Annotated in this window: 24 protein-coding genes; 12 read left to right on the top strand and 12 right to left on the bottom strand. The window is 67.3% G+C overall.

Annotated elements, in window-relative coordinates; all coding sequences use genetic code 11:
• Nucleotides 1-2: 2 nt before the first annotated feature.
• From leuC to LY284_RS32495, 3 genes are read left to right on the top strand one after another with little or no spacing between them, the layout of a single operon-like run.
• A complete protein-coding gene (gene leuC, locus LY284_RS32505; protein ID WP_233390524.1) occupies nt 3-1,409 on the top strand; it encodes a 3-isopropylmalate dehydratase large subunit in 1,407 nt (468 codons plus the stop codon).
• Nucleotides 1,406-2,023 carry a 3-isopropylmalate dehydratase small subunit gene (gene leuD / locus LY284_RS32500; protein WP_233390523.1) on the top strand — a complete coding sequence of 206 codons (618 nt, stop codon included), beginning with the start codon at nt 1,406-1,408 and terminating at the stop codon, nt 2,021-2,023. The genes leuC and leuD overlap by 4 nt, the downstream gene beginning before the upstream one ends.
• A 16-nt stretch (nt 2,024-2,039) precedes the next feature.
• A complete protein-coding gene (locus LY284_RS32495; RefSeq protein ID WP_052485903.1) occupies nt 2,040-2,924 on the top strand; it encodes an oxaloacetate decarboxylase in 885 nt (294 codons plus the stop codon).
• A gap of 9 nt (nt 2,925-2,933) precedes the next feature.
• Here the strand turns inward: LY284_RS32495 and LY284_RS32490 are convergent, their stop codons facing one another.
• Nucleotides 2,934-3,764, bottom strand: coding sequence for a siderophore-interacting protein (locus LY284_RS32490; protein ID WP_233390521.1), 831 nt, complete (start codon nt 3,762-3,764; stop codon nt 2,934-2,936).
• 14 nt (nt 3,765-3,778) lie between these two features.
• Complete coding sequence (locus tag LY284_RS32485) at nt 3,779-4,516, bottom strand: PadR family transcriptional regulator (RefSeq protein WP_233390519.1); 738 nt, start codon at nt 4,514-4,516, stop codon at nt 3,779-3,781.
• A 153-nt stretch (nt 4,517-4,669) separates the two neighbouring features.
• Here LY284_RS32485 and LY284_RS32480 point away from each other — a divergent pair, with 153 nt between their 5' ends.
• From LY284_RS32480 to LY284_RS32470, 3 genes are all read left to right on the top strand, one after another.
• Complete coding sequence (locus LY284_RS32480; RefSeq protein ID WP_233390518.1) at nt 4,670-5,251, top strand: flavin reductase family protein; 582 nt, start codon at nt 4,670-4,672, stop codon at nt 5,249-5,251.
• 220 nt (nt 5,252-5,471) lie between these two features.
• Nucleotides 5,472-6,131 carry a hypothetical protein gene (locus LY284_RS32475; RefSeq protein ID WP_233390516.1) on the top strand — a complete coding sequence of 220 codons (660 nt, stop codon included), beginning with the start codon at nt 5,472-5,474 and terminating at the stop codon, nt 6,129-6,131.
• A gap of 69 nt (nt 6,132-6,200) precedes the next feature.
• Complete coding sequence (locus LY284_RS32470; protein WP_233390514.1) at nt 6,201-6,968, top strand: class I SAM-dependent methyltransferase; 768 nt, start codon at nt 6,201-6,203, stop codon at nt 6,966-6,968.
• Here LY284_RS32470 and LY284_RS32465 read toward each other — a convergent pair.
• The 10 genes from LY284_RS32465 to LY284_RS32420 form a co-directional block, all read right to left on the bottom strand.
• Nucleotides 6,941-7,408 (bottom strand): hotdog family protein, encoded by a 468-nt coding sequence (locus LY284_RS32465; RefSeq protein WP_233390512.1) that lies wholly within the window; start codon nt 7,406-7,408, stop codon nt 6,941-6,943. The two genes, LY284_RS32470 and LY284_RS32465, sit on opposite strands and share 28 nt — an antisense overlap.
• Nucleotides 7,405-8,202, bottom strand: a complete 798-nt coding sequence (locus tag LY284_RS32460) for a beta-ketoacyl synthase chain length factor (RefSeq protein ID WP_233390509.1) — start codon at nt 8,200-8,202, stop codon at nt 7,405-7,407. The genes LY284_RS32465 and LY284_RS32460 overlap by 4 nt, the downstream gene beginning before the upstream one ends.
• Entirely contained in the window at nt 8,199-9,407 is a 1,209-nt protein-coding gene (locus LY284_RS32455) for a beta-ketoacyl-[acyl-carrier-protein] synthase family protein (RefSeq protein WP_233390507.1), read from the bottom strand. The genes LY284_RS32460 and LY284_RS32455 overlap by 4 nt, the downstream gene beginning before the upstream one ends.
• Before the next feature lie 86 nt (nt 9,408-9,493).
• On the bottom strand, nt 9,494-10,216 hold the full coding sequence (locus LY284_RS32450) for a class I SAM-dependent methyltransferase (RefSeq protein WP_233390505.1): 723 nt from the start codon (nt 10,214-10,216) through the stop codon (nt 9,494-9,496).
• A gap of 31 nt (nt 10,217-10,247) precedes the next feature.
• Entirely contained in the window at nt 10,248-11,060 is an 813-nt protein-coding gene (locus LY284_RS32445) for a polysaccharide deacetylase family protein (RefSeq protein WP_233390503.1), read from the bottom strand.
• Nucleotides 11,057-13,411 (bottom strand): MMPL family transporter, encoded by a 2,355-nt coding sequence (locus LY284_RS32440; protein WP_233390501.1) that lies wholly within the window; start codon nt 13,409-13,411, stop codon nt 11,057-11,059. The genes LY284_RS32445 and LY284_RS32440 overlap by 4 nt, the downstream gene beginning before the upstream one ends.
• A 7-nt stretch (nt 13,412-13,418) precedes the next feature.
• Entirely contained in the window at nt 13,419-14,003 is a 585-nt protein-coding gene (locus tag LY284_RS32435; protein ID WP_233390498.1) for an outer membrane lipoprotein carrier protein LolA, read from the bottom strand.
• 4 nt (nt 14,004-14,007) lie between these two features.
• Nucleotides 14,008-14,982, bottom strand: a complete 975-nt coding sequence (locus LY284_RS32430) for an acyl-CoA synthetase (RefSeq protein ID WP_233390496.1) — start codon at nt 14,980-14,982, stop codon at nt 14,008-14,010.
• On the bottom strand, nt 14,979-16,691 hold the full coding sequence (locus LY284_RS32425) for an AMP-binding protein (RefSeq protein WP_233391093.1): 1,713 nt from the start codon (nt 16,689-16,691) through the stop codon (nt 14,979-14,981). The genes LY284_RS32430 and LY284_RS32425 overlap by 4 nt, the downstream gene beginning before the upstream one ends.
• A 20-nt stretch (nt 16,692-16,711) precedes the next feature.
• Nucleotides 16,712-17,365, bottom strand: coding sequence for a hypothetical protein (locus LY284_RS32420; protein WP_233390493.1), 654 nt, complete (start codon nt 17,363-17,365; stop codon nt 16,712-16,714).
• 443 nt (nt 17,366-17,808) lie between these two features.
• Between LY284_RS32420 and LY284_RS32415 the strand changes: the two genes are divergently transcribed.
• From LY284_RS32415 to LY284_RS32390, 6 genes are all read left to right on the top strand, one after another.
• Nucleotides 17,809-18,069 carry a phosphopantetheine-binding protein gene (locus LY284_RS32415; protein ID WP_014252231.1) on the top strand — a complete coding sequence of 87 codons (261 nt, stop codon included), beginning with the start codon at nt 17,809-17,811 and terminating at the stop codon, nt 18,067-18,069.
• Nucleotides 18,070-18,216: 147 nt separating this feature from the next.
• Complete coding sequence (fabG, locus tag LY284_RS32410) at nt 18,217-18,933, top strand: 3-oxoacyl-ACP reductase FabG (protein ID WP_233390491.1); 717 nt, start codon at nt 18,217-18,219, stop codon at nt 18,931-18,933.
• A 16-nt stretch (nt 18,934-18,949) separates the two neighbouring features.
• Nucleotides 18,950-20,269 carry an NAD(P)/FAD-dependent oxidoreductase gene (locus tag LY284_RS32405; protein ID WP_233390488.1) on the top strand — a complete coding sequence of 440 codons (1,320 nt, stop codon included), beginning with the start codon at nt 18,950-18,952 and terminating at the stop codon, nt 20,267-20,269.
• Nucleotides 20,269-21,114 (top strand): MipA/OmpV family protein, encoded by an 846-nt coding sequence (locus LY284_RS32400; protein WP_233390484.1) that lies wholly within the window; start codon nt 20,269-20,271, stop codon nt 21,112-21,114. The genes LY284_RS32405 and LY284_RS32400 overlap by 1 nt, the downstream gene beginning before the upstream one ends.
• Nucleotides 21,107-21,904 (top strand): 1-acyl-sn-glycerol-3-phosphate acyltransferase, encoded by a 798-nt coding sequence (locus LY284_RS32395; RefSeq protein WP_233390482.1) that lies wholly within the window; start codon nt 21,107-21,109, stop codon nt 21,902-21,904. The genes LY284_RS32400 and LY284_RS32395 overlap by 8 nt, the downstream gene beginning before the upstream one ends.
• 67 nt (nt 21,905-21,971) lie before the next feature.
• The gene (locus LY284_RS32390) at nt 21,972-22,739 is read left to right on the top strand and encodes a glycosyltransferase family 2 protein (RefSeq protein ID WP_233390479.1); all 768 of its coding nucleotides are present in this window, start codon (nt 21,972-21,974) and stop codon (nt 22,737-22,739) included.

Below are 22,739 nucleotides of genomic sequence, written 5' to 3'. Positions count from 1 at the left end.
ACATGAAAACGCTCTTCGACAAGCTGTGGGACAGCCATACGATTGCGCATCTCGCGGGCGGCGTGGACCTTCTGCACGTGGATCGACACCTCATGCACGAACTGACGGGCGTCGAAGCCGTCCGTGTGCTGGAGCGGCGCGGACTCGCGGTGGACAGCCCCGCGCTCACGTTCGCGACGCTCGATCACGTGATCTCGACGCTGCCGGGCCGGCATGCCGGCGATGCCGCGTGGAGCACCGAGATGATCGATGCGATGCGCGGGCAGATGACGCAACACGCGATCCCGATCTTCGATATCGGCAGCGAGGGAAGGCAAGGCATCGTGCATGTGATCGGGCCGGAGCTCGGGCTCTCGGTGCCGGGCACGTCGATCGTCTGCGCGGACAGTCACACCTGCACGCATGGCGCGATGGGCGCGCTCGCGTTCGGCATCGGCTCGACGGAAGTCGTGCATGTGCTCGCCACGCAAACGATCCGCCAGAAGCGTCCGCGCACGATGCGCGTGCTGTTCAATGGGCGCGTGCGCGAGGGCGTGAGCGCGAAGGACATGATCCTGTATGTGATCGGCAAGATCGGCGCGGCGGGCGGCACCGGCTATGCGGTGGAATATGCGGGCGAAGCAATCGAAGACTTGTCGATGGAAGCGCGTCTGACGCTGTGCAATCTGAGCATCGAACTGGGCGCGAAGTTCGGGCTGATCGCGCCGGATGAGACGACGTTCGCTTATCTGCGCGACAAGCCCTATGCGCCACAGGGCGCGCATTTCGACGCGGCCGTTGCGGACTGGAAGCGGCTTGCGACGGACGAAGGCGCGCATTTCGATCACGAAGTGATCGTCGATGCCTCGGCCATTCGCGTGCAAGTCACCTGGGGCACGAGTCCCGAGCATGTGATCGCGTTCGACGAGACCATTCCCGATCCCGGATCGCTCGTCGATGAATCGCGGCGGCAGGCCGCGCAAAACGCGATCGATTACATGGGCGTGCGCGCGGGCCAGCATCTCGATGAGCTCGCCGTGGATCGCGTGTTTATCGGCTCGTGCGCGAATAGCCGCATCGAGGATTTGCGCACCGCGGCGCGTATCGTCGAGGGTCATCATGTCGCGCGCCATGTGAAGGCGTGGGTCGTGCCCGGCTCGCTCATGGTCGCGCGCCAGGCGCACGAAGAAGGGCTCGACGACATCTTTCGCTCGGCGGGCTTCGAATGGCGCGAGCCGGGCTGCTCGATGTGCGTTGGCGCGAATGGCGATGTGGTCGGGCGTGGCGAGCGTTGCGTATCGACATCGAATCGCAATTTCGTCGGCAGGCAGGGACCGGGCGCGCGCACGCATCTCGCGAGTCCGGCCGTGGCCGCCGCCAGCGCGCTCGCCGGGCATATCGCCGCGCCCTACGCGGAGGCATCGCAATGAAGGCCGTCACGACGATTCAGGGCGCGGCCGCGCCGCTCTTGCGCGATAACATCGACACCGATCTCATCATCCGGATCGAGCGCATATCGCAACTGAAGCGCGGCGAACTCGGGCCGTATCTGCTGGAAACGCTGCGCTATCGCGACGGTGGACCGGCGAGCGGCGAGCGTGAAGACTTCGTTCTGAATCAACCCGCGTTTCGCGACGCGCGCACGCTACTCGGCGGCAAGAATTTCGGCTGCGGCAGCTCGCGCGAAATGGCCGTGTGGGCGTTGGAAGAAGCGGGCATCCGCTGCGTGATCGCGCCGTCGTTCGGCGATATCTTCTACAACAACTGCCTGCAAAATGGCTTGCTGCTCGTTCGGCTCGATGCAAAAGAGATCGAGCGTATTGCGGATGCATCGCGTGACGGCGAGCACATCGAAGTCGATTTGCGCGCGCTCGAAATACGCGCGCCGCAACTGAACGCCATTCCTTTCGAATTCGACGAAGCACAACGCGAGGCCTTGCTCGAAGGACTCGACGACATCGACCAGACACGGCGCTTCGCCGAACATATCGCGCGCTTCCGGGCAAACGACCGCAAGGCGCGCGCCTGGGCGTACTTCGCCTGACTTCCGGAGATTGATCTTGACCCGTTCCGCACGCTTTCGCGAGTTGTTCAAGGAAGGCCCGTTCGTTTGCATGGGCGCGCACGACGCCATTACCGCGATGCTCGCAGAGCAAGCCGGCGCCAAGGCGATTTACGTGTCGGGCTTCGTTGCCTCGGGCGTCGTCGCGGGGCAGCCCGACGTGGGCGTGCTGTCGCAAACGGAGATGTTCGAGCATATCCGCCGCATCTGCCGCGTGACTTCAGTGCCCATCTTCGCCGATGCCGACACGGGCTACGGCGGCATTCTCGACGTGCAGCGCACGATGCGTCTCTGGGAAGAAGCGGGCGCGTCCGTGCTGCATCTCGAAGATCAGGCGTTGCCGAAGAAGTGCGGTCACTATGCGGGCAAGCAACTCGTCTCGAAAGAGGAGATGGTGCTGAAGCTGCGCGCGATGATCGAAGCGCGGCGGGATCCGGATTTCTTTATCGTTGCGCGCACGGATGCGATCGCGGTGACGGGCATCGACGATGCCATCGCGCGGCTCGAAGCGTATGCGCAAGCGGGCGCGGACGGCCTCTATGCCGATGCACCCGAAAGCCTCGAACACATGCGCGAGCTCACGCGCCGCCTGCAGCCGCTCGGCAAGCCGATTCTGTTCAATCAGGCGCGCACGGGAAAGAGTCCGTATGTGTCGATGAAAGAAGCCTATGAAATAGGCTTCGATTACACGCTGAGCCCCATCGAACCCATGCTTGCGATGCACAAGGCCGTGAAGGACATGCTGGCCGTGTTCATGCGCGAAGGTTCGACCGACGCCATAGCGGATCGCTTGACGCCGTTCGAGGAGTACAACCGCTTCGTCGGTCTCGGCGAGGCGGTCGCCGTGGAAAAGCGCTTCGCGGGCGGTGGCTCGACGAAGTAACGCGCGAGCTCAGCCGTCGATCGTTTCGTGCACGGCCTGCTCGCCGCGTTTCCAGTACGCCGATGCGCGAATGCGCTTCTTGTCGATGCCGCGCTCGTCGCACAGCAGCTTGCGCACGGCGCGCATCAAGGTGGCTTCGCCCGCGGCCCACACGTAGCCATCGCCATCGGGCAGATAGGTTTCGCGCAACGCAAGCAGGAGCGCGCCGCCCGGATGCTCGCTCTCGTTCCGGTAACGCCATTGCACGTACAGATCGGCGCGCGTTGCGAATTCGATGCGCGCCGACGGATCGGCGGCTTCGATCAGCGCCGCGACGCGCGTGCCCTCGGGCAGTTCTTCGAGCCGCCGCGCGATGGCGGGCAGCGCGGTTTCATCGCCGATCAGCAGATGCCAGTCGAACTGCGTCGGAATCACGAACGAGCCACGCGGCCCGCCGATGCCGAGCTGCTGCCCCGGCGCGGCTTGCGCGGCCCACGCGGTCGCGGGGCCGGCTTCGTGCAGCGCGAACTCGATATCCAGCTCGCGCGCGGCGCGGTCGAAACGGCGCGGCGTGAAATCGCGCGCAATCGGGCGCGGCTTCGACGGATCGAACTCGGGACCGTTGGGACCGGCCTGCGGCAGCGCGGGCATCGCCTCTCCGGGCGCCGGGAAAAACAGCTTCACGTGATCGTCGAAGGACGCGCTGACGAAGTCGTCGAGGTCATCGCCCGTGAACGTGACGCGCACGAGATGCGGATTGAGCGCCTGCACGCGCGTGACTTGCAGCAGGCGGAACTTGAGCGCGTGACGCACGCGCGTGACGTCGAGCTCGGGACGGTCTTGCAGGATGGGATCGGTCATCGTGTCGGTTCCTTTCACGCCTGCTTCGGGGCGGGGTTCTGTTCGATTTCCGCGGTCGCGCGGCCCAGGATCGCGGCGATGCGGCGCTGTTCGTCGTGCGGCGCATCGGTGCGCAGCAGCAGCGCCTTCTTAAGCGCGCGGCGCGCGGCGATGAGTTCGGGCGCCCAACCGCCGTCGGACGATGCATCCTCGGCTTCTTCGCCCATATAGGCGCGGCGCACGAGATCCATCTTGCGCGCGAAGTGGGTGAGCTTCGCGAGCATCAAGTCCACGCGCTCGCGATTGGCCGCGAGATAGTCACGGCCCGCGTCGGAAAGCGCATAGCGTTTGCGATTGCCCTCCAGTTCGACGGTCGTATAGCCGAGCTCTTCCAGATAGGTGAGCGCCGGATAGACCATGCCCGGGCTCGGCGCGTAGAAGCCGTTCGAACGGTCTTCCAGCGCCTTGATGAGCTCGTAGCCGTGACGCGGCGCTTCGGCGAGCATCGCGAGAAGCAGCAATTGCAGGTCGTCGGACGAGAACTTGCGGCCGCGCGGCATGCCGTCTTCGCCGCCGAATCCGCCCATGCCGCCCGGGCCGCCCATTCCACCGGGACCACCGCCAAAGCGGCTGCCGCCGCGACCATGACGGCCGATCATGCCCCAGCGTTCGAAAGCGAAGCGTTCGACCCATTCGGGGACCTCGAACGGAAAATCAGGGCCGAAGGCGCGGCCGCCGGCATTGCGTCCATGTTGAAAGCAACGGGATTTCATATGAATACTCCAGATATGTCGTAAAACATATCTAAAGATATATATCGTAAGAGCGTCTGTCAAGGCGACTTTTAGGGGAGGGATCGCGCTCCGGCGCATGCATTTTGAACGCCGCATACAATCACGCGCATTGTCTTTTGCATGCATGGAACCATGAGCCACTTTCTTCCCGTCAGGCTGGAACACGCCAGCCGCCTCATCAATCACGGCCCGACGGTGCTCGTCACGAGCGCGCACGGCGGGCGGCGCGACGTCATGGCGGCGGCCTGGTCGATGCCGGTGGAATTCACGCCGCCGCGCATCGCCGTGGTGATCGACAAAAGCACGTACACGCGCGAACTCGCCACCGCGAGCGGCACGTTCGGCCTCGTCGTGCCGGGCGCGGCGCTGATCGATCTGACTTATGCGGTCGGATCGACGAGCGGGCGCGATATCGACAAATTCGAGGCGTTCGGCATCGACGCCGTACAGGGTCCGGTGCTCGGCGTGCCGCTCATCGAGACGAACTGTGCGGCCTGGCTCGAATGCCGCCTGATCGACGAGAAGCACACCGAAGACGCCTACGACACCTGTTTCGCCGAAGTCGTCGCGGCCGCCGCCGATGCGCGCGTGTTCGTCGACGGTCACTGGATCATCGACGAATCGAATCAGCCGCTGCACACGATCCACCATCTCGGCGCGGGCAAGTTCGTGCGCGCGTCGGCGATGGAGCAGGCGAAGCCGCTGTCGCGCTGATGCACGCTTTAGCCCGTTAGCGCGGGGCTAAAGATTCCCCGTTTCCCCGTCGTTAAAGAGACGTCGACCGCGAAAGACCGAAAGGCTATTCGCGTCGGCGTTTTCGAGCGCGCGATCCGTCATTCGAATCGGACGCGCCGACAGATGGGCGAGGACAGGTTGGCCGGGTCTCGCGACCGCGGCGGCAACCGCTCGCACCGTCAGGGGAAAGGGGTGCGGTATGGAACAGCGTTTTTCGGGTGTGCGGTTCGTGATTCATCTCATCGGCTTCACGAGTCTTGTGTTGTTGAGACTGCTCGTCGCGCCGGACGGGCAGGGCGGCATGATCGCGTTTGTCGCCTGCGTGGCGGCGCTCGCCGCCGGATATATGGTCTGGTACGCGTCGTCGGAGGGCTATCTGCGCAATCTGATGACGGGCGCCGTCGTCTATCTCGCGCTCGCCGCCGTGGTGGCCGCGTGTCCGCTTTTCCTCATCGTGCTGGCCGGCTGGTCGATCGCGAGTCTCGTGAAGACGCGGCGCGCGTTGCTCCTTCACGCGATGGCGAGCATCGCGCTCCTGGTGCTGATTTTTCCGATGCCGCTCGCGCAGCGCATCGGCATGCCCGAACTGGCGGGCGCGCCGGCGGCCATCGCTTATGCCGCGTTCGCGCTCGCGTGGTCGGCGTGGGCGTCGCGCAGTCCGCTGAAGTTCGGGCTGTTCAAGTTCGCGACGATGCTGCTCGCCGCGCCGCTGGTGGCATCGTTCGTCGCGCTCGTCGGCGGCGGCATGCTCGGGCGGCCCGAGCCGCGCGTGCGCAATACGATCACGCGCGCGCGTAAAACGCCGCAGTGGACGGAGGCGAGCGCGCCGGTGGAAGCATCCGTGGCGATAGCCGACTGATACGGCGCGCGCTGTGGTAAAAAACGATCGGCACCTTTCCGCGGCTCAGCACCGAACCCAGGAGACCCGATGACTTCCCCCCGGCGCGACACGAGCAATGACCACGCCCCGCACGAGCCGCTCACGTCCTACTACCCCGACGAATCGAAACGGCGCCTCTGGCTGCGCGGCATCTTCGACCGCACCGCCTCCGACTACGATGCAATCGAACGCGCGATGGCCTTCGGCTCCGGCCCGTGGTATCGCAATCGCGCGCTGCGTTCGGCGGGCCTCGCGCGCGGCATGCGCGTGCTCGACGTCGGCATGGGAACGGGGCTCGTCACGAGGGAAGCCGTTGCGATCACCGGAGACCCCACGCTCGTCACGGGCGTCGATCCGAGTCCGGGCATGGTCGGACAGGCGCATCTGCCGGCAGGCGTAAAAACGCGCATCGGCACGGCCGAAGAGTTGCCCTGCGAAAACGCCGCCTACGATTTTCTGAGCATGGGTTTCGCGTTGCGCCATGTCGGCGATCTCGCGAAGGTCTTCGACGAATATTTTCGCGTGCTCGCGCCCGGCGGCCGGCTGTGCGTGCTCGAAATCACGCGTCCCGCGCATGGCGTGGGCGTCGCCGCGCTGAAGCTCTACATGCGCGGCGTGGTGCCGATGATCGCGCGAATCGTCGGAAAGAAAGAGGAAAGCGTCGAACTAATGCGCTATTACTGGGACACGATCGAAGCCTGCGTGCCGCCCGACGCCGTGCTGACCGCCATTCGCCGCGCGGGTTTCGCAAACGTGCGGCGCGATGTCGAGCTCGGCATCTTTTCCGCCTATTGCGCGACCAAGCCGGCGGCCTGAGCGGCGTCGAGAATCACGGCTGCGCGCCCGCTCAGGAGCAAGCGGCCCGCGCACTGCACGGCGAAGCGATAGAGCACGGTATTGCCGTCGCCGCCCAGGCGCTCGGCTTCGATATCGAGCGGGCCGTCGAGCGTATCGAGGCGCTCGACGTGCGTCTGCACGCCGCGCACGCTCGCCAGCATCCCCACGCGCGGACGCTCGCCCGCATCGGCGAGAAGCGCGCCATGCACGGCCATCGCCTGCGCGGCATATTCGATCCCGCATACCGACGCGAGCCGCCCCCGCGAACGCAGCGGATTGCCAGCGGCAAGATGGCTCGTCGCGATGCAGCGGATGCGCTGCGCATCCCACGCGACGACGGCATCGAGCAGACACATCGAGCCGCCATGTGGAATGCGTGCGGCGATCCAGTCGCGATCGTACGTCTGTGCGGCGCTCATGCCGGGGCGATCTCCACGGCGAGACGCGTGCCGTCGAGATAATCGATGACGACGTTCGACGCCTGCCCGCGCGCCAGCGCGTCGAGCAGCGGCAGCGCGCGCGCCGCGGGGTTCGAAAGACGCAGCGCTTCGAGACCGGCATCCGCGAAGGCGAACGCGCTTGCGTCGGTGAGACGCGCCTCGATGCGCGCGAGCGTGCGCTCGCCGGGCTCAGGCGCGAGCACGAGCGCGACGCCGAAGGCATCGGCGATCGGGCGCGCGTGGCGCAACGGCTCCGGGTAATCGGTGTCGTAGGCGACGAGCAGCGTCGCGGCGTCATCGACGCTCACTTGGGCGAGACTCTCCAGCAAGCCCGCCGCGAAGCTGCCGTCGTAGGCGCACAGCACGTTCGACGCGGCCATCGCGCGCGTCGCGATGCTCCAGTAGCCTGCGGGCGCGTTGTGGACGGAGTTGTGAAAGCGCGTCGGCGAAAGTTGCGGCTCGTCGCTCGCGAGTGTTTCGCAGATCGCATGAAAATTCCCGCCGTCGCCACCCGACGCCGCGAACACGGCGGCGAGCGTGGCGGCGTCGCGGCCGCTCTGCGCAACGGCTTCGTGCGCCGCCGCGAGCGCCGCGCGCACGACCGGCCCGGTGCGGCGCCGCTCGGCGGAAGGCAGGCTGGTAGGCGCCGGCAGCGCGGTGCGTGCTTCGTCGCGCACGGCGCGTTGCGTGAGTACGTCGGCGGTCTGCGGCCAATTGGCGAGCCCCGGCCCGATCACACCGATCCCTTCGATATAGGCGCGCAATGGAGTCATGCCGATGCCGCTCCCTTGCGTCCGAACACGAGACTGCAGTTCGTCCCGCCGAAGCCGAACGAGTTGGAAAGCACCGCGTGGAGCGGCGCGTCGCGCGAGCTCAACACGTAGTCGAGACCGAGCGCGGGATCGGGCTCGGTCGTATTCGCGCCCGCCGGAATCATCCGATGCTTGAGCGTGAGCGCCGCGATCACCGCTTCGAGCGCGCCCGCCGCGCCGAGCGTATGCCCCGTCGCGCCCTTGGTCGAACTGCACGGCACGCGGCCGAACAGGTCCGTGAGCGCGCGGCTTTCGGCGGCGTCGTTGCTGGGCGTCGCGGTGCCGTGCAGATTCACATAGCCGATGTCGCGCGCAGTCAGGCCCGCGCTCGCCAGCGCCTGTTCCATCGCGATACGCGCGCCGAGCCCTTCCGGATGCGGCGACGACATGTGATACGCATCGCTCGATTCGCCGATGCCGAGCAGACGGATCGCGTCGTCATCGTCGGCATGGCCGGCCGGCTCGCGTTCGAGCAATCCGAACGCCGCCGCCTCGCCGATCGAAATGCCGTCGCGCTTCACGTCGAACGGCTTGCACGGTCCGGCCGAAAGCAGTTCGAGCGAGTTGAAGCCGTAAAGCGTCGTGAGACAGAGCGTATCGACGCCGCCGACCACGGCCACGTCGATGAGACCGGTTTCGAGCATGCGCCGCGCCGAGCCGAACACCTTCGCCCCCGACGAACACGCCGACGAGACCGAAACCGCTGGGCCGCGCAGCCCGAAATACGCGCGCACGAAGCCGGCGAGCGAATAGGGATTGTGCGTGGTCGCGTAGCTGAAATCGGCGGGCAGCGCGCCGGTTTGCGCATCGCGGCGGCGGTACGCGAGCTCGGTTTCGAGAATGCCCGCGGTGCTCGTGCCCATGAACACGCCGACGCGCTCCGCGCCCGCCCGCGCAATCGCTTCGCGCACGCGCGTGTCGAAGCCGTCCTGCGTCATCGCCAGTTGCGCGAGGCGGTTGTTGCGGCAGTCGAAGGCGGCGAGATCCGCGCGCACCGGCGCATCCTCGACGCCCGCGACGCGGCCCGTGTAGGTGGCGAGCGCGGCGCCTTCGAAGTCGCACGGCGCGAGGCCGCCGCGTCCTTGCGCGAGCGCGGCCAGCGTCGCGTCAATGCCGCGTCCCGCGCAACTCGTGGCGGTGAAATGCGTAAGCAGGAGAGGGTTCACTACAGGCTCGCCTCGGTATTCGGTGGCTTCAGTGGCGTGTGGGTCGATGAATTGTAACAAACGGGTCTTGTCGGACCGGGCGACGCTCAGACGGCTGGTCTCGCGATCAGCAGACGATTGGCCTCGTGCGTGCCGTTGCCCATCGGGCGGACTGTCGTGCGAAAACGCAGACCGTCGAGCAGCGCCAGCCATTGCGCCTCGCTGCGGCAGGTGAGCCCACTGGTGCGTCCCGACCGGGCGACCTGCACACCGAAATCGACGGCGCGATCGACGGCGGCGCGCCAGCCCGCGGCGGCGTCGCTGACGCGCAGGAGCAGCACGCCGTCCGAAGCGAGACTAGCGCGCACGCGGCGCAGGATAGCCGCTTGCGCATCGGCATCGACGTAATGCAGCACATCGCACGCGACGACGACATCGGTCTCGGGGAACGGCGCCGCGCGAATGTCGTCGCAGACGAAACTCACGCGCGCCGCGTGCGCCTTCAAGGCGATGCGCGCCCAGTCGACGTCGCGCGGCGTCAGGTCGATGCCGTGTATCGATTGCGGCAGGGGCGGCGCGGGCCAGTCGGGCGGCCACTTCGCTGATGCGTCATCTCGATGCCACGCGTGCGCGCCGACGAGCCACGCGGCGAGCAAACCCTGGCCGCTGCCGAGATCGAGGATGCGCGCGTCATCGGCGATCAGACCGTGAGCGAGAACGTGAGCGAAGAACGGATCGTGACGCAGCTTCGCCGACGCGAAATGCCACGCGAAGCGGCCCGCGGCGCGGTAAGGACGGCTGGCGGCTTCGATGAGCGCGGTCGGGACCATGCGGGCGTTCATAACGTTGGGCCCGTGCAGTCTAGCCGACAATCGCCTCGCACAAGGTCACGGTCAAAAGCCCGCGCTCCGCCGCCGCGCGCAGCACCGTGTCGAGCGCGGCAAGCACGACGGGCGCGCCGTCGGGCGCGCGGGCGGCGTGCCCATCGTGGACGAGCAGAATGTCGCGCGCGGCGAACCCGTTCAGGAGCCGCCGGGCGACGAGTGCCGCATCGCCGGTGCGCGTGTCGAAGCCGCGCCGCGTCCAGCTCGCGAGATGCAGGCCGAGACCGCACAGCACAGGCTCCAGAAACGGATTGCGCAGCCCGGCGGGCGCACGAAAGAACACCGGCCGCGTGCCCGCGATCTCACCGATCGTCGCCTGCGCCGCGTCGATTTCGCGCCGCAGCGCGCCCGGCCCCATCAGCGAAAAATTATGGCGATGCCGCTGGCTATGGTTCTCCACGGCATGACCGCGAGCGACGATCGCCTGGGCGATGCCCGGATGCGCGCGCACCCGCTCGCCGATGCAGAAGAACGTCGCGCGGGCGCGATGCGCGTCGAGCAGATCGAGCACGCGCGGCGTGACCTCGGGATCGGGGCCGTCGTCGATCGTGATGGCGATGCGCGCGCCCGCCGATGCCGGCAGCGCCGTCCAGTTGTGGCCGAGCAGCGCACTGCGCGGCCAGAGCCCCGCCGCCGTCAGCGCGAGATGCGAGGCGATCACGCCGCCCGCCGCCCACGGCCATGCCGCGGGCGCCACGGCCAGCGACGCGAGCGCGCCCGCATGCACGGCGAGCGCGCCGCCGACGAGCGGCGTCGGCCTCCAGCGGCGAGGTGTACCCGGCGCGTTCATCGTCTGAATCCGGCGCGCGGCGCAAGGATCGCCGAGAACAGCAGCGCCAGAATCGCACCCGGGCCGACAGTCAGGCCGAAGGTTTTCAGCATCGGCACGCTGGACAGCGCGAGCAGCCCGAAGCCGAGAACGGTCGCGAGATTCGCAATCACGAGCGACACGAGCGTTTGCGGCGAAATGGCGTTGTCTTCCGCGTGCGCGCGATAGTTGAAGAAGAGCGCATAGTTCGACCCGACCGCGACGATCAGCAGCATGCCGATCAGATGCAGGATCGTCAGCGACTTGCCCGCGAGCGCGAGCGCCGCGATCACGACGATCACCGCCGCGACGAGCGGCGCGAGCGTGCGCGCCGCCCGCACCGGCGAGCGCAGCGCGAGCACGAGCAGCACGACGATGACCGCGAACCCGCCGAGCGAAAGGCGAATGTCCTCGTGCACGTAGTTCTGATAGAGGCGGTCGGCTTCGGCTTTCATATCGACGAAAAGCGCGTCCGGCACGTTCGCGGACGCCACCGCCGCGCGAATTTTCTGCGCCTCGACCTCCGAGCCTTGCGCCGCGCGCAGCGGCAGCATCGCGGTCCAGCGGCCGTCGCGCCCGGTGAGCAGCGAATCGACGGCGAGCGCCATCGACGTGCCTTGCAGATCGGCGCGGCGCACGAGCGGCTGCGCGCGGGCGGCGTCGGCATCGGCGATGAAGGGCTCGAAAACTTCCGGCTTCACGCGGATCGCCTGGTCCTTCAGCGCGGCGGCGAGACGCGCGCGCAAGGCGTCGGCGGGCGGCAGGCTCGCGATGCGGGCACGCTGCGCCGCGTCGCTCGGCAAATAGCGCGCGGGACTTTCGTAGCCCGCGATCACGTGTTCGTCGACGAGCGGCTGCAAGCGATGCGCAACCGCTTCCGCCCGTTCGAGCGCCGTCTGCTCGTTCGCCGCCTGCACCACGACGAGATAGCGCACGTCCGGCGCGCCGACATCCGCGCGCAGGCGTTCGTCGAGATCCTGGCTCGCCTTGGGGACCGGGCTCAGCGCCGACAATTCCTGGCTCCACAGACCATGCCGCTGCATGAGCAGCACCGCGACGGCCACGAGCAGCAGCACGGCGAGCGCCCCGCGCAGGCGCGACGCCCGCGCCGCGAAGCGTGCGAGCAGATTGCCGAGGTGCGACACATCGCGGATCGCGAAGCCTTGCGGCAGCAGATGCGGCAGCACGAAGCGCGTGACGATGCCCGCCGTCGCCAGACCGACGATCGAATACAGCCCGAGTTGCACGAGGCCCGGAAATCCGGAGAAGAGCATCGACGCGAAACCGCAGATCGACGTGAGCACGCCCAGACGGATCGTCGGCCAGAAACCGGCGACCCAGTCTTTCAGCGACTCGCGTCTTTGCACGCCCGCCGACTGCACGAAGAGATAAATGGAGTAATCGACGGCCTCGCCGATCAGCGTCGTGCCGAACCCGAGCGTGAGGCCATGCACGGTGCCGAACGCGACGCTCACCGCGGCGACGCCCGCCGCCACGCCGGACAGCACCGGCATCAGGCCGAGCAAGAGCGTCGGCACCGAGCGATACACCGCGAGCAACAGCACGACGATCAGCACGATGCTCGCAGCCGACAGCCAGCGCACGTCGCGCATGATCGTGTCGCGCGTTTCGACGGCGAACACGCCAGGGCCCGTCATCGACAGCCGGTACGACGGCGCAACCGCTGCGAACGCATTGCGGATCGCGGCAATCGCGGACGCCTGCGCGTCGGTGTCGGAACCGGCGCTCGCGGTCTGCGCGAGCAGCACGGCGCGCTGGCCGTCGCGCGACACCCACACGCCGTCGCGCATCGAAGGCTGCGCGCCGCTGTCCAGTTGACTGACGAGCGCGGTGACTTCGCCGGTCGGATCGTGCGGCAGCAAGTCCTTCGCCATCATGCCGGCCGATGAGCTCAGCAGATCGAGGCTGTCCGCGAGCGCGTCTTTCAGGCCGGCCACGCTGAAGCGCTCGGGCGTCACCGCCGGACTCAGCTGATAGCGATGCTCGAACACGAAACGCTCGTCGCGCGCCTGTCCGACCGGCTCGCCGTTATTGACGGCGGAAAAGCGCTTGTCGGCGCGCAGCTTCGCCGCAACCTCGCGCGAGGCGTCCGCGCGGCCCTTCGCGTCGCCGCCCTCGATGCCGACGAGGATCAGCCGCGACACCAGTCCGTCGCGCAACTGCTCGACGAGCACGCGCTGCTGCTCGCTCGGCGAGCGCGGCAGGAACGCGGAGAGATCGGCGGAAAAATTCGTGCGGGCGATCACGCCCGCGCACAGCGCGAGCAGGCACAGCCAGACGATTACGGCCGGCTCGCGAAGAACGGCGCGCATGCCGGGCCTAATGCGCCGACGCGTCTTGCAGGCGCATCAGCGAACGGTCGCCGTCGGCCTGCTTGATCTCGACCCGCGACAGCGCCGCGCCCGTGCCGGCGAGCGTGATCGAACTGACTTTCTGCTTCATGCGCGAATCGATCGGCACGAGCGTCAGGGTCCAGTCGTCGCCACGGCCCGCGATCGACACCGTGTAGGCCTCTTCCAGCGCGAAACGGTTGCCCGCGAGCGTCGCGCGGATGCTTTCGATGAACGCGCCCAGCTCCGGATAATTGCGCAGCGGAATCGTGACCTTGCGGCCGTTGCGATCGACGGTGAGCATGTCGCCATCGACAACGAGATTTTCGGGCTTCGGGCTGACCGTGTGCTTTTCCAGATGATCCGGCGCGACGAACACGAGTTCGCCCGACGATTCGAGCGGCTCCTGCGCGATCTTCAGATAACGCGTCTCGGTGAAGCGCGCGCGGCCGGACTTCTTCGCGCCGAGCGTGTTCATCAGGCGATCGAGCGTCCAGGGCGTGTCGGCGGCGACGGCCATCATCGATGAAGCGCCGAGAACGGCGGCGGTCAGGACCGCGGCGAAAACTCGCATAAGCTCAGGAATCCCTCGCGACTTTCTGCAAGACGGCGGTGCTCGCACGCGCGGGGGCCTGCGCGGCGTTCGCCTGCCAGAAGTCGAAATAATTGAACCAGTTGTACGGCGCGGCGCGGCAGTATTTTTCCAGCAGCGCGACGTAACGCGTCAGCGCGGCATCGACGGCGGCGGCGCGGTCGCGACGCTCGATCGTCGAGAAATCGGCGAGCGTCTCGAAGTGGATGTCGTAGCGATTGCCGCCGAGATACAGCCCCGTCATGAAGACGACCGGACGCCGCAGCACCGCCGCCATGTGCAGCGGCCCGAGCGGAAACGCGGCGCTCGCGCCGAGAAAATCGCGCTCCGCGAGCGCGTCGCCGGCCTGGCGCAGCGTGCGGTCGGCGAGCATGCCGACGAGACTGCCCGCATCGAGCCGCTCGCGCACTTTCAGCATGGCATCGACCTTGCCGAGGCCGATCACATCGTGATGCGCGGCCGGATTCACGGCGGCGAGAATCGCATTGATCTTGCGCGCGTTCTCCTCGTACATCGTGATGGCGATGCGGATATGCGGCTGCGCCCGGCCGATCGCGCGCACGACCTCGAAGCTGCCGAGATGCGCGCCCATCAGAAACGCGCCGCGTCCATCGGCGAGCGCGGCTTCGACATGCTCGACGCCATGTGTGCGGATATCGAACAGATCGAAGCGTTCGTTGACCAGATAGATGCGGTCGTGAATCGTCGATGCGAACGAAAACACATGGCGATAACCGTCGCGCCAGCCCGCATGCCGTCCGAGCGCGCGGTTCAGATAAGCGCGCGATGCACGCCGCGCGCGCGGCGCGAAGACCACGAAATACGCGGTGATGATGCGCAGCAGCACGCGCCCCGCGCGCCGGCCGAAGCGCAGCGAGATCCACGTCATGAAGCGCAGCAGCGCGAGGTTGCTGCGCTCCTGGCGGTCGGCCCAGTCGTCGCGGTTGCGCGGTTTGTTCACGATGCGTGCGCGTCCGTGGCGGTCGCCGCCGTTGCTGTTGCCGTTGCGGTTTCCGATGAAGCGGCGAGCGCACCGCTCGCCACCGCGCGTTCGCCGGCCCGGATCGTGAAGCGGATCGCGCCGCTCGCCGCCGTTTCGTAGGCGATATCGAGCGCCTCGCCCGGCGCGGCCGGACTCAGGAATTTCGCCGATTCGATCCGGCACGCGTCGAAGCGTCTGCCGAGCGCCGCGCCGATCGCATCGAGCGCGTGGTCGAGCAGGACCACGCCCGGCACGATCGGGTGTCCGGGGAAATGTCCGGCGAGCGCGGGATGTTCGGGCGGCACGGTGAACCTGAGCGCCGCGCGGCGCTGGCGTTCGGTCTCGATCAGCTTCGTCAGCACTTCGCGCGGCAGCTTGCCCGTCGCGTTGCGCGGCAGCGAATCGACGAACAGCAGCGGCCGCGGCATGAAGGCGGCGTCGATGCGCTCGCGCAGCGCGCGCTGCAAGCCGGCCGCGTCCAGTTCAGGTGCGACCACGACGGCCATCAGGCGGCGCACCGGCTCGCTATCGGACCCGCTTTCGTCCGGCATGTGAAACACGCCGTCGACGACGCCCGGCACCGCGTTCAACTGATGATTGAGATACGCGAGCGACGTGCGCTTGCCCGCGATATTGATGAGATCCGCCTTGCGTCCGTGCAGCAGAAAATGCGCGCCGTCGATGAGTTCGAGCGCGTCGCCCATCGGCACCGGCACTTCGACATGGCCGCCGGACGCCCACATCGTCTGTTCGCCGGCATCGTCGGCGCGCGGCGTCAGCGCGATGTCGGGAAACAGCGCCCACGCGGCCGTTTGCGCGGTGCGGCGCGTCGCGATCTGGCCCGTTTCGGTGCTGCCGTAGATTTCCATGAGCGGCGCTTGCAGGCGCGCTTCGGCATCGAGCGCGAGTTTTTCCGAAAGCGGCGCGGTCGCCGACAGCACCAGCGACGCGCGCGGCAGCGCTTCGTCGTTCGCGAACAGCGCGCGAAGGTGGATGGGCGAGCTCACGAGCACGCGCGGCTCGGGAATGGCGTCGAGTTCCGCGCGGATATCGACGGGATAGAACGGCTGGCGGTTGCTGAACGCGAGACCGCCGAGCAGGGCGAGCAGCACGGTCGATTCGAAGCCGTACATGTGCTGCGGCGGCACCGTGCCGATGAGCGTCGCGCGTGCATCGCCCAGCAGGTTCAGGCGCGCCGCCGCCGCGCGCACGTTCTTGACCAGAAAGCCCCACGTCTTGCGATGCGGCACCGGCGCGCCGGTCGAGCCGGACGTGAACACGTAGGCCACGACGCGCGCGCCGTCGATATGCGGCACGTTCGCTTCGCCATCGCCATCGGTCCGGGCGCGGGGGGCGTCGGGATAACGGAAGCGCGGCAGGTCGATCGCACAGTCGTCGTTGTCGTGCAGGCAAAAGGCGTCCGGCGCGAACGAGGCGAGGGCGCGCACCATTTCCGGGGTGTGCGTGGACGGCAGAAGGCTCGTCTTGCCCGCCACGAGCGTCGCGCACAGGCTTACCGTGAAGCGATACCGGTCCGTGCAGACGTTGAACACGTGGCCGCCTTCGGGCAGCGCGGCGGCGAGCGCCCGCACGTCCGCGAGAAACGCGCGCACGCTGACGGGCGCGCCGTCGCGCCAGGCGATCGTCTGATCCGGCGACGCGTGGAAAACCAGCGGAAAGGTCTGCATGGGCGATGAGTTCGTCGGCATTACTGCGCCTCGCTGCGGCGCATTTGCATCGAATGCGTGTAGGCGCGTACGGCGTCCATGATGCTCGACGGCTCCATATCCGGCAGCGCGACGCGGCGGCACGCATATTCGGCGACGAACATCAGTCCGACCGCCGGCAGCGCGAGATAGTTGGCGAAGGTGGACCACGCGACGAGCGGCGCGCACGCGAACAGCAGCGTCGACACGAGCGCCGTCGCGATGAAAAAGAGCGTCCACGCGACGGTGACGCGGCGCGTATAGCGCGCGATGCGTGCTTCGAGCCTGCCGTGGACCATCGTCGCGAACTGGGTGCAGAGCGGCTCGCGGCCGGCGGCGAGCGTGCGCCCGAACATCCACGCGAGCGCGAGATTGAAGCACGCGTGCTCCAGCCACAAGCCCCAGCCGAAATGCGCGGTGAGCGGGGCGCGCGCGAGCCACAACGCGGCGCACGCCAGCGCCCAGAGCGGCAGCAGCCATGCGCGCGCAGTCGAGCGCACCGCGCCGTTCAGCGTGACGAGCAGGAGCGGCGCGAGCACGAGCGCAAGCCCGAGGCCGTGCGCGCCCGGCGTTGACGCCGCGTGATGCGCGGCGAGCTGGTACGCGACGATCGCGGCCACGACGCCGGCCGCCCGGAGAAAGCGGGCGGCGCTCATCGGCGCGGACCCGCGCCGCGCGGCGCGTGTAAAAGAAGGAAAAAGGTACGCAACATGGGATGCGGCTGCGGCGCTCTTTGTGAACGCTCGGTTGTTGAACAAAAATGCGGCAGTCGCCCGCCTGACGATCATTTTCTCGCGCGGGTGCGCGCCCGGTCTGTAACCGATTGTTCGAGGATCTTACATTCGTCAGACCGGCGAATTTTACCCTACTGGCGTGGCCCCCCGACCCATGGGGGAACCCGCTGATTTTTCTCAAAAATATTGTGTCGTGGCGCACCGCACGGCCCGTTACCTTTACTACTAGGCGTCCCAAGGGGCTTCGTCTAGAATTTCGCCACCGCAATTATCTAGATAAAGACGGCCGGCAGCGTGCGGAGAACGCGGGGCGCACGGTTTCCGGGCGACCCTCGCCGCGCGTTTTCGCGCCGGTTGTACACACGATGAATGAACTGGAAAGAGAGCTCGCCGAGCTGATCGTCGCCGAATTGAACCTCGAAGACGTCGATCCCAAGGCCGTCTCGGCCGATACGCGCCTGTACGAAGAGGGGTTCGGACTCGATTCCATCGACATCCTGGAAATCGCGCTCCTCATCTCGAAGAAGTACGGCTTCGAGCTGCGCTCGGACAATCCCGACAACCAGAAAATCTTCGCGAACCTGGGCGCGCTCGCGGCGCACGTCGCCGCGCATCGCACGCGATAACGCGCGTCGCGGCGTCCTGCGCCGAATGCGTCGGCAGCCGCTGTCATGCGACTGAAATCCGCCGCATCGAGACTGGACAAGGCGCACGCGCGTGCGACGCGTTGCGGCGACACATGAAAACGGAGTGCAATCGATGACGGGAGCCCCATGCGCGCGCTCGTGACGGGCGGCAGCGGCGCAATCGGCCAGGCGGTGAGCCGGTCGCTCGCGGCCGCCGGACACGAAGTGTGGATTCACGCGAACGGCGGCGTCGATCGCGCGGAAAGCTGCGCGCAAGCCATTCGCGCGGCGGGCGGGGCAGCGCATGTCATCGTTTTCGACGTGACCGATCCCGACGCCGCGGAAACCGCGCTCGCGCGCATTCTGGCCGACGGCCCCGTCCAGATTCTCGTGAACAACGCGGGCATCCACGACGACGCGCCGATGGCCGGCATGACGCACCGGCAATGGAAACGCGTGCTCGACGTGACGCTCGACGGCTTTTTCAACGTCACGCAGCCGCTTTTGATGCCGATGATCCGCACGCGCTGGGGCCGCATCGTCAACATGTCGTCGCTGTCGGGTCTGATGGGCAATCGCGGGCAGGTGAATTACGCGGCGGCGAAGGCCGGGCTGATCGGCGCGACGCGTGCGCTCGCGCAGGAATTGGCCTCGCGCGGCATCACGGTGAATGCGGTCGCGCCCGGCGTCATCGATTCGCCGATGCTCGGCGCGGCGTTTCCGCCCGAGCGCATCAAGCAACTGGTGCCGGCGCAGCGCGCGGGCACGGCCGAGGAAATCGCGGGCATGGTGGCCTATCTCGTCTCGGACGCGGCGGCCTATGTCACCGGCCAGGTATTGTCGGTCAACGGCGGAATCGCCTGAAAACGGAGGAACACGGATGAGCGAAGCGACGCAAGCCTGGGACGTCGTCGTGATCGGCGGCGGTCCGGCCGGTTCGACGGCGGCGACGCTGCTCGCGGACCGCGGCTATCGCGTGCGGGTGCTGGAGAAGGCGCGGCATCCGCGCTTTCATATCGGCGAATCGCTGCTGCCGGCGAATCTGCGGCTCTTCGAGAAGCTCGGCGTCGGAGACGAGGTGCGCGCGATCGGCATGGTCAAGCGCGCGGCCGAATTCGTGTCGCCGCAGCACGGCAATCGCACGCAACGCTTTCTGTTCGCCGACGCGTGGGACAAGTCGATGCCGAGCGCGTATCAGGTGCGCCGCTCCGAGCTCGACGAGATCCTGCTGCGCAACGCGGCGAAGCACGGCGCGCACGTGAGCGAAGGCTGCCGCGCGCGCGAGGTCGCGTTCGCGCCCGACCATTCCAGCGCGACGATCGGCGTCGAGCACGACGATGGCCGCATCGAGCAGGTGCGGGCGCGTTTCGTCGTCGATGCGTCGGGCCGGGACACGCTGCTCGCGAATCAGTTCAAGACCAAGCGCCGCAACGAACGCCACAACTCGTCGGCGCTGTACGGCCATTTCAGGAACGCGCGGCGCAACGAGGGCGAGCACGAGGGCAACATCACCGTGTTCTGGTTCGAGCACGGCTGGTTCTGGTTCATTCCGCTCGCCGACGGCGCGACGAGCATCGGCGCGGTCGTGTGGCCGGCGTATCTGAAGCGGCGTCCGAAGGGCACGTCGGTGGAAGCGTACTTTCGCGAGACGATCGCGCTGTGCGGGCCGCTCGCCGAGCGCCTGAAAGACGCCGAACTGATCAGCGAGGTCCACGCGACGGGCAACTATGCCTACACCGGCGACATGACGCACGGGCGCAACTTCCTGCTGCTCGGCGACGCATTCGCGTTCATCGATCCAGTGTTCTCGTCCGGCGTGATGCTCGCGATGCAAAGCGCGTTCGCGGGCGCGGAAGCGATCGACGGCGCGCTCTCGAATCCGGCCCGCGCGCAAGCCGCGCTCGCCAAGTTCGACCGCGACGTGCGCCACGGGCCGCGCGAGTTCTCGTGGTTCATCTACCGCATGACCTCGCCGACGATGCGCAATCTCTTCATGGGCCCGAGAAACCCGCTGCGCATGAAAGAAGCGCTGCTGTCGCTGCTCGCGGGCGATATTTTCGGCACCACGCCCATCTGGCATTCGCTGCGCGCGTTCAAAGGCATCTACTACGCCACCGCGCTCTTCGACTGGCGCAATTCGCTGCGCGCCTACCGCATGCGCCGCCGCAATCTGAGCGAAGCGGAGTCGCCCGCAAATTGATGAGCCTGCGATCGCGCCTTGCGCTTCTGACGCTGCTGATGGCCAGCAGCGCCGCATTCGCCGATGAAACGCCGCCGCCGCAGAAGCCGCTGTGGGAACTGGGCATCGGCATGGGCGTGGCTGCGTTCCCGCACTATCCCGGCTCGGACCAGACGCGCGCGTGGGTCTTCCCGTTCCCGTACGTGATCTATCGCGGCAAGTACCTGCGCGCGGACCGCGACGGCGTGCGCGGTCAGTTGCTCGAGAGCGATCGCGTCAATTTCAACATCAGCGTGCTCGGTTCGCTGCCGGTTTCGAGCCGCGACGACAACGCGCGCGCCGGCATGCCCGATCTGAAGCCGACCATCGAGATCGGCCCGTCGGTGGAAGTGCATCTGTGGCGCTCCGCTTCGCGCGACATGCTGCTCGATCTGCGCATGCCGCTGCGTATGGGCATTACGCTGGAGTCGTCGCCGAAGACGGTCGGCTGGCAGTTCGAGCCGAACGTGAACCTCGATCTCGTCGATGTCGCCGGCGTGTCGGGCCTGCGCGTGGGCATGTTCGCGGGGCCGATGTTCGCGAACGGCCACTACAGCGACCACTACTACACCGTCGCGCCGCAATATGCGACGCCCGGCCGGCCGGCGTTTCAGGCGAGCGGCGGCTATTCGGGCGCGCAGGCGCTCGTGTCGATGTCGCGGCGCTTCAGCCGTTACTGGGTCGGCGCGTTCATGCGCTACGCCAATCTCGCGGGCGCGAGCTTCGCCGACAGTCCGCTCGTGCGTCAGAAAAGCGTGCTTTCGGGCGGCGTGGCAGTCGCGTGGGTGTTCGGGCAGTCGTCGAAAACGGTGGCGAGCGATGAGTGACGCGCATCGCAAAATCGGCGGCGCAGACGCGAAGCCGTCGCTCGAAAGCGTCTGGCAAGGCGCGGCGTTCTATTTCGCGCTCGCCGTGCTCGCGCTCGTGTGCCTCGCGTGGTTTCCGTTCGCGCTGATTCTGCGCGCCGTGCTCTCCGTCGATGCGGGGCGGCGCGTCGGGCGCGCCGTCGTGCAGCGCGTGTGGCACCTGTACTTCGCGCTGCTGCGCACGCTCGGCGCGTGCCGCTTCGATCTCTCCGAACTGGATTCGCTCGCGGGCGAACCCGCGATGATCCTCGCGCCGAATCATCCGTGCCTGCTCGATGCGCTGCTCATCGCGTCGCGCGTGCCCGATACCTGCTGCGTGATGAAGGGCGATGTCGCCGGCAACGTGTTCCTCGGGCCGGGCGCGCTGCTCGCGGGTTATATCGTCAACGACACGCCTGTCGGGCTGATTCGCGCCGCCGTCGCCGAACTGCAGCGCGGCAGCCCGCTGCTGCTGTTTCCCGAAGGCACGCGCACGGAAAGCGCCGCGGTGAATCCGCTGAAGGGTGGCATCGCGCTGATCGCGGCGCGCGCGCAGGCGCCGGTGCAGACGCTCATCATCGAGACGGATTCGGGCTTTCTCGGCAAAGGCTGGCAGATTTTCCGCAAGCCGGCGCTGCCGATCACCTACCGGGTGACACTTGGCCGCCGCTTCGCGCCGCCGGGGCGCGACCACGCCGCGCTGCAGGCGTTCATCGGCGAATTGCAGCGCTTCTACGCGGGCGAACTCGACACGCATCGCGCGCGCGACTGAGCGGCTGAAATCGAAGCGCCGGCAGACGTTAAAATTCGTCGCATCCATTCCGTTTTCTGCATCTTCAATGTCTTCGACTCGCGCATCGTCCACGCATCTCGTCCTCATTCCGAGCTACAACCCCGGCGAGAAAGTCGATGAAACCGTGCGCGGCGCGCGCGAACAGTGGAATCCCGTCTGGGTCGTCGTCGATGGCAGCACGGACGGCAGCGCCGCGCGTCTCTCGAAGATGGCCGAGACCGATCCCGGCCTGCGCGTGATCGTCCTGCCGGAGAATCGCGGCAAAGGCTCGGCGGTCCTCGCGGGCCTCGAAGAAGCGGCCAGACTCGGCTTCACGCATGCGCTGACCATGGACTCGGACGGCCAGCATCCCGCCGCGCTGATCCGCACGTTCATGGAGACGTCGATGGCCGCACCCGATGCGATGATCCTCGGCCGCCCGAAGTTCGACGCGAGCGCCCCGCAGTTGCGCGTGCAGGGGCGTCGCATCTCGAACGGCTGGGCGAATCTGGAGACGCTGTGGATGGGCATCGGCGATTCGCTGTACGGCTTTCGCGTCTATCCGATCGCGCCGCTTGCTTCGCTGATGCGCTCGCAGTCGTGGATGCGCCGCTTCGACTTCGATCCCGAAGCGGTGGTGCGTCTGTGCTGGCGCGGCGTGCGGCCGATCAACCTCGACGCGCCCGTGCGCTACTTCATGCCGGAAGAGGGCGGCGTGTCGCATTTTCACTATGGCCGCGACAACGTGCTGCTCACGTGGATGCATACGCGGCTTTTTCTCGGCTTTCTGATTCGTTTGCCGATGCTGATCGCGCGGCGCGTGACGGGCCGTTAG

The sequence above is a fragment of the Caballeronia sp. PC1 genome (assembly GCF_021353155.1).
Taxonomy (GTDB): domain Bacteria; phylum Pseudomonadota; class Gammaproteobacteria; order Burkholderiales; family Burkholderiaceae; genus Caballeronia; species Caballeronia cordobensis.
Note: the sequence above shows the minus strand (reverse complement) of the source record. Positions and strands in the feature narration are given on the sequence as shown.

Excerpts from the sequence above, each read along its gene's own strand:
- leuC (WP_233390524.1), top strand. The coding sequence starts at position 3 with ATGAAAACGCTCTTCGACAAGCTGTGGGACAGCCATACGATTGCGCAT.
- leuD (WP_233390523.1), top strand. The coding sequence starts at position 1,406 with ATGAAGGCCGTCACGACGATTCAGGGCGCGGCCGCGCCGCTCTTGCGC.
- LY284_RS32465 (WP_233390512.1), bottom strand. The coding sequence starts at position 7,408 with ATGAGCGCCGCACAGACGTACGATCGCGACTGGATCGCCGCACGCATT.
- LY284_RS32460 (WP_233390509.1), bottom strand. The coding sequence starts at position 8,202 with ATGACTCCATTGCGCGCCTATATCGAAGGGATCGGTGTGATCGGGCCG.
- LY284_RS32450 (WP_233390505.1), bottom strand. The coding sequence starts at position 10,216 with ATGGTCCCGACCGCGCTCATCGAAGCCGCCAGCCGTCCTTACCGCGCC.
- LY284_RS32475 (WP_233390516.1), top strand. The coding sequence starts at position 5,472 with ATGGAACAGCGTTTTTCGGGTGTGCGGTTCGTGATTCATCTCATCGGC.
- LY284_RS32470 (WP_233390514.1), top strand. The coding sequence starts at position 6,201 with ATGACTTCCCCCCGGCGCGACACGAGCAATGACCACGCCCCGCACGAG.
- LY284_RS32480 (WP_233390518.1), top strand. The coding sequence starts at position 4,670 with ATGAGCCACTTTCTTCCCGTCAGGCTGGAACACGCCAGCCGCCTCATC.
- fabG (WP_233390491.1), top strand. The coding sequence starts at position 18,217 with ATGCGCGCGCTCGTGACGGGCGGCAGCGGCGCAATCGGCCAGGCGGTG.
- LY284_RS32390 (WP_233390479.1), top strand. The coding sequence starts at position 21,972 with ATGTCTTCGACTCGCGCATCGTCCACGCATCTCGTCCTCATTCCGAGC.
- LY284_RS32415 (WP_014252231.1), top strand. The coding sequence starts at position 17,809 with ATGAATGAACTGGAAAGAGAGCTCGCCGAGCTGATCGTCGCCGAATTG.
- LY284_RS32395 (WP_233390482.1), top strand. The coding sequence starts at position 21,107 with ATGAGTGACGCGCATCGCAAAATCGGCGGCGCAGACGCGAAGCCGTCG.
- LY284_RS32490 (WP_233390521.1), bottom strand. The coding sequence starts at position 3,764 with ATGACCGATCCCATCCTGCAAGACCGTCCCGAGCTCGACGTCACGCGC.
- LY284_RS32425 (WP_233391093.1), bottom strand. The coding sequence starts at position 16,691 with ATGCAGACCTTTCCGCTGGTTTTCCACGCGTCGCCGGATCAGACGATC.
- LY284_RS32435 (WP_233390498.1), bottom strand. The coding sequence starts at position 14,003 with ATGCGAGTTTTCGCCGCGGTCCTGACCGCCGCCGTTCTCGGCGCTTCA.
- LY284_RS32400 (WP_233390484.1), top strand. The coding sequence starts at position 20,269 with ATGAGCCTGCGATCGCGCCTTGCGCTTCTGACGCTGCTGATGGCCAGC.
- LY284_RS32485 (WP_233390519.1), bottom strand. The coding sequence starts at position 4,516 with ATGAAATCCCGTTGCTTTCAACATGGACGCAATGCCGGCGGCCGCGCC.
- LY284_RS32445 (WP_233390503.1), bottom strand. The coding sequence starts at position 11,060 with ATGAACGCGCCGGGTACACCTCGCCGCTGGAGGCCGACGCCGCTCGTC.
- LY284_RS32405 (WP_233390488.1), top strand. The coding sequence starts at position 18,950 with ATGAGCGAAGCGACGCAAGCCTGGGACGTCGTCGTGATCGGCGGCGGT.
- LY284_RS32440 (WP_233390501.1), bottom strand. The coding sequence starts at position 13,411 with ATGCGCGCCGTTCTTCGCGAGCCGGCCGTAATCGTCTGGCTGTGCCTG.
- LY284_RS32420 (WP_233390493.1), bottom strand. The coding sequence starts at position 17,365 with ATGAGCGCCGCCCGCTTTCTCCGGGCGGCCGGCGTCGTGGCCGCGATC.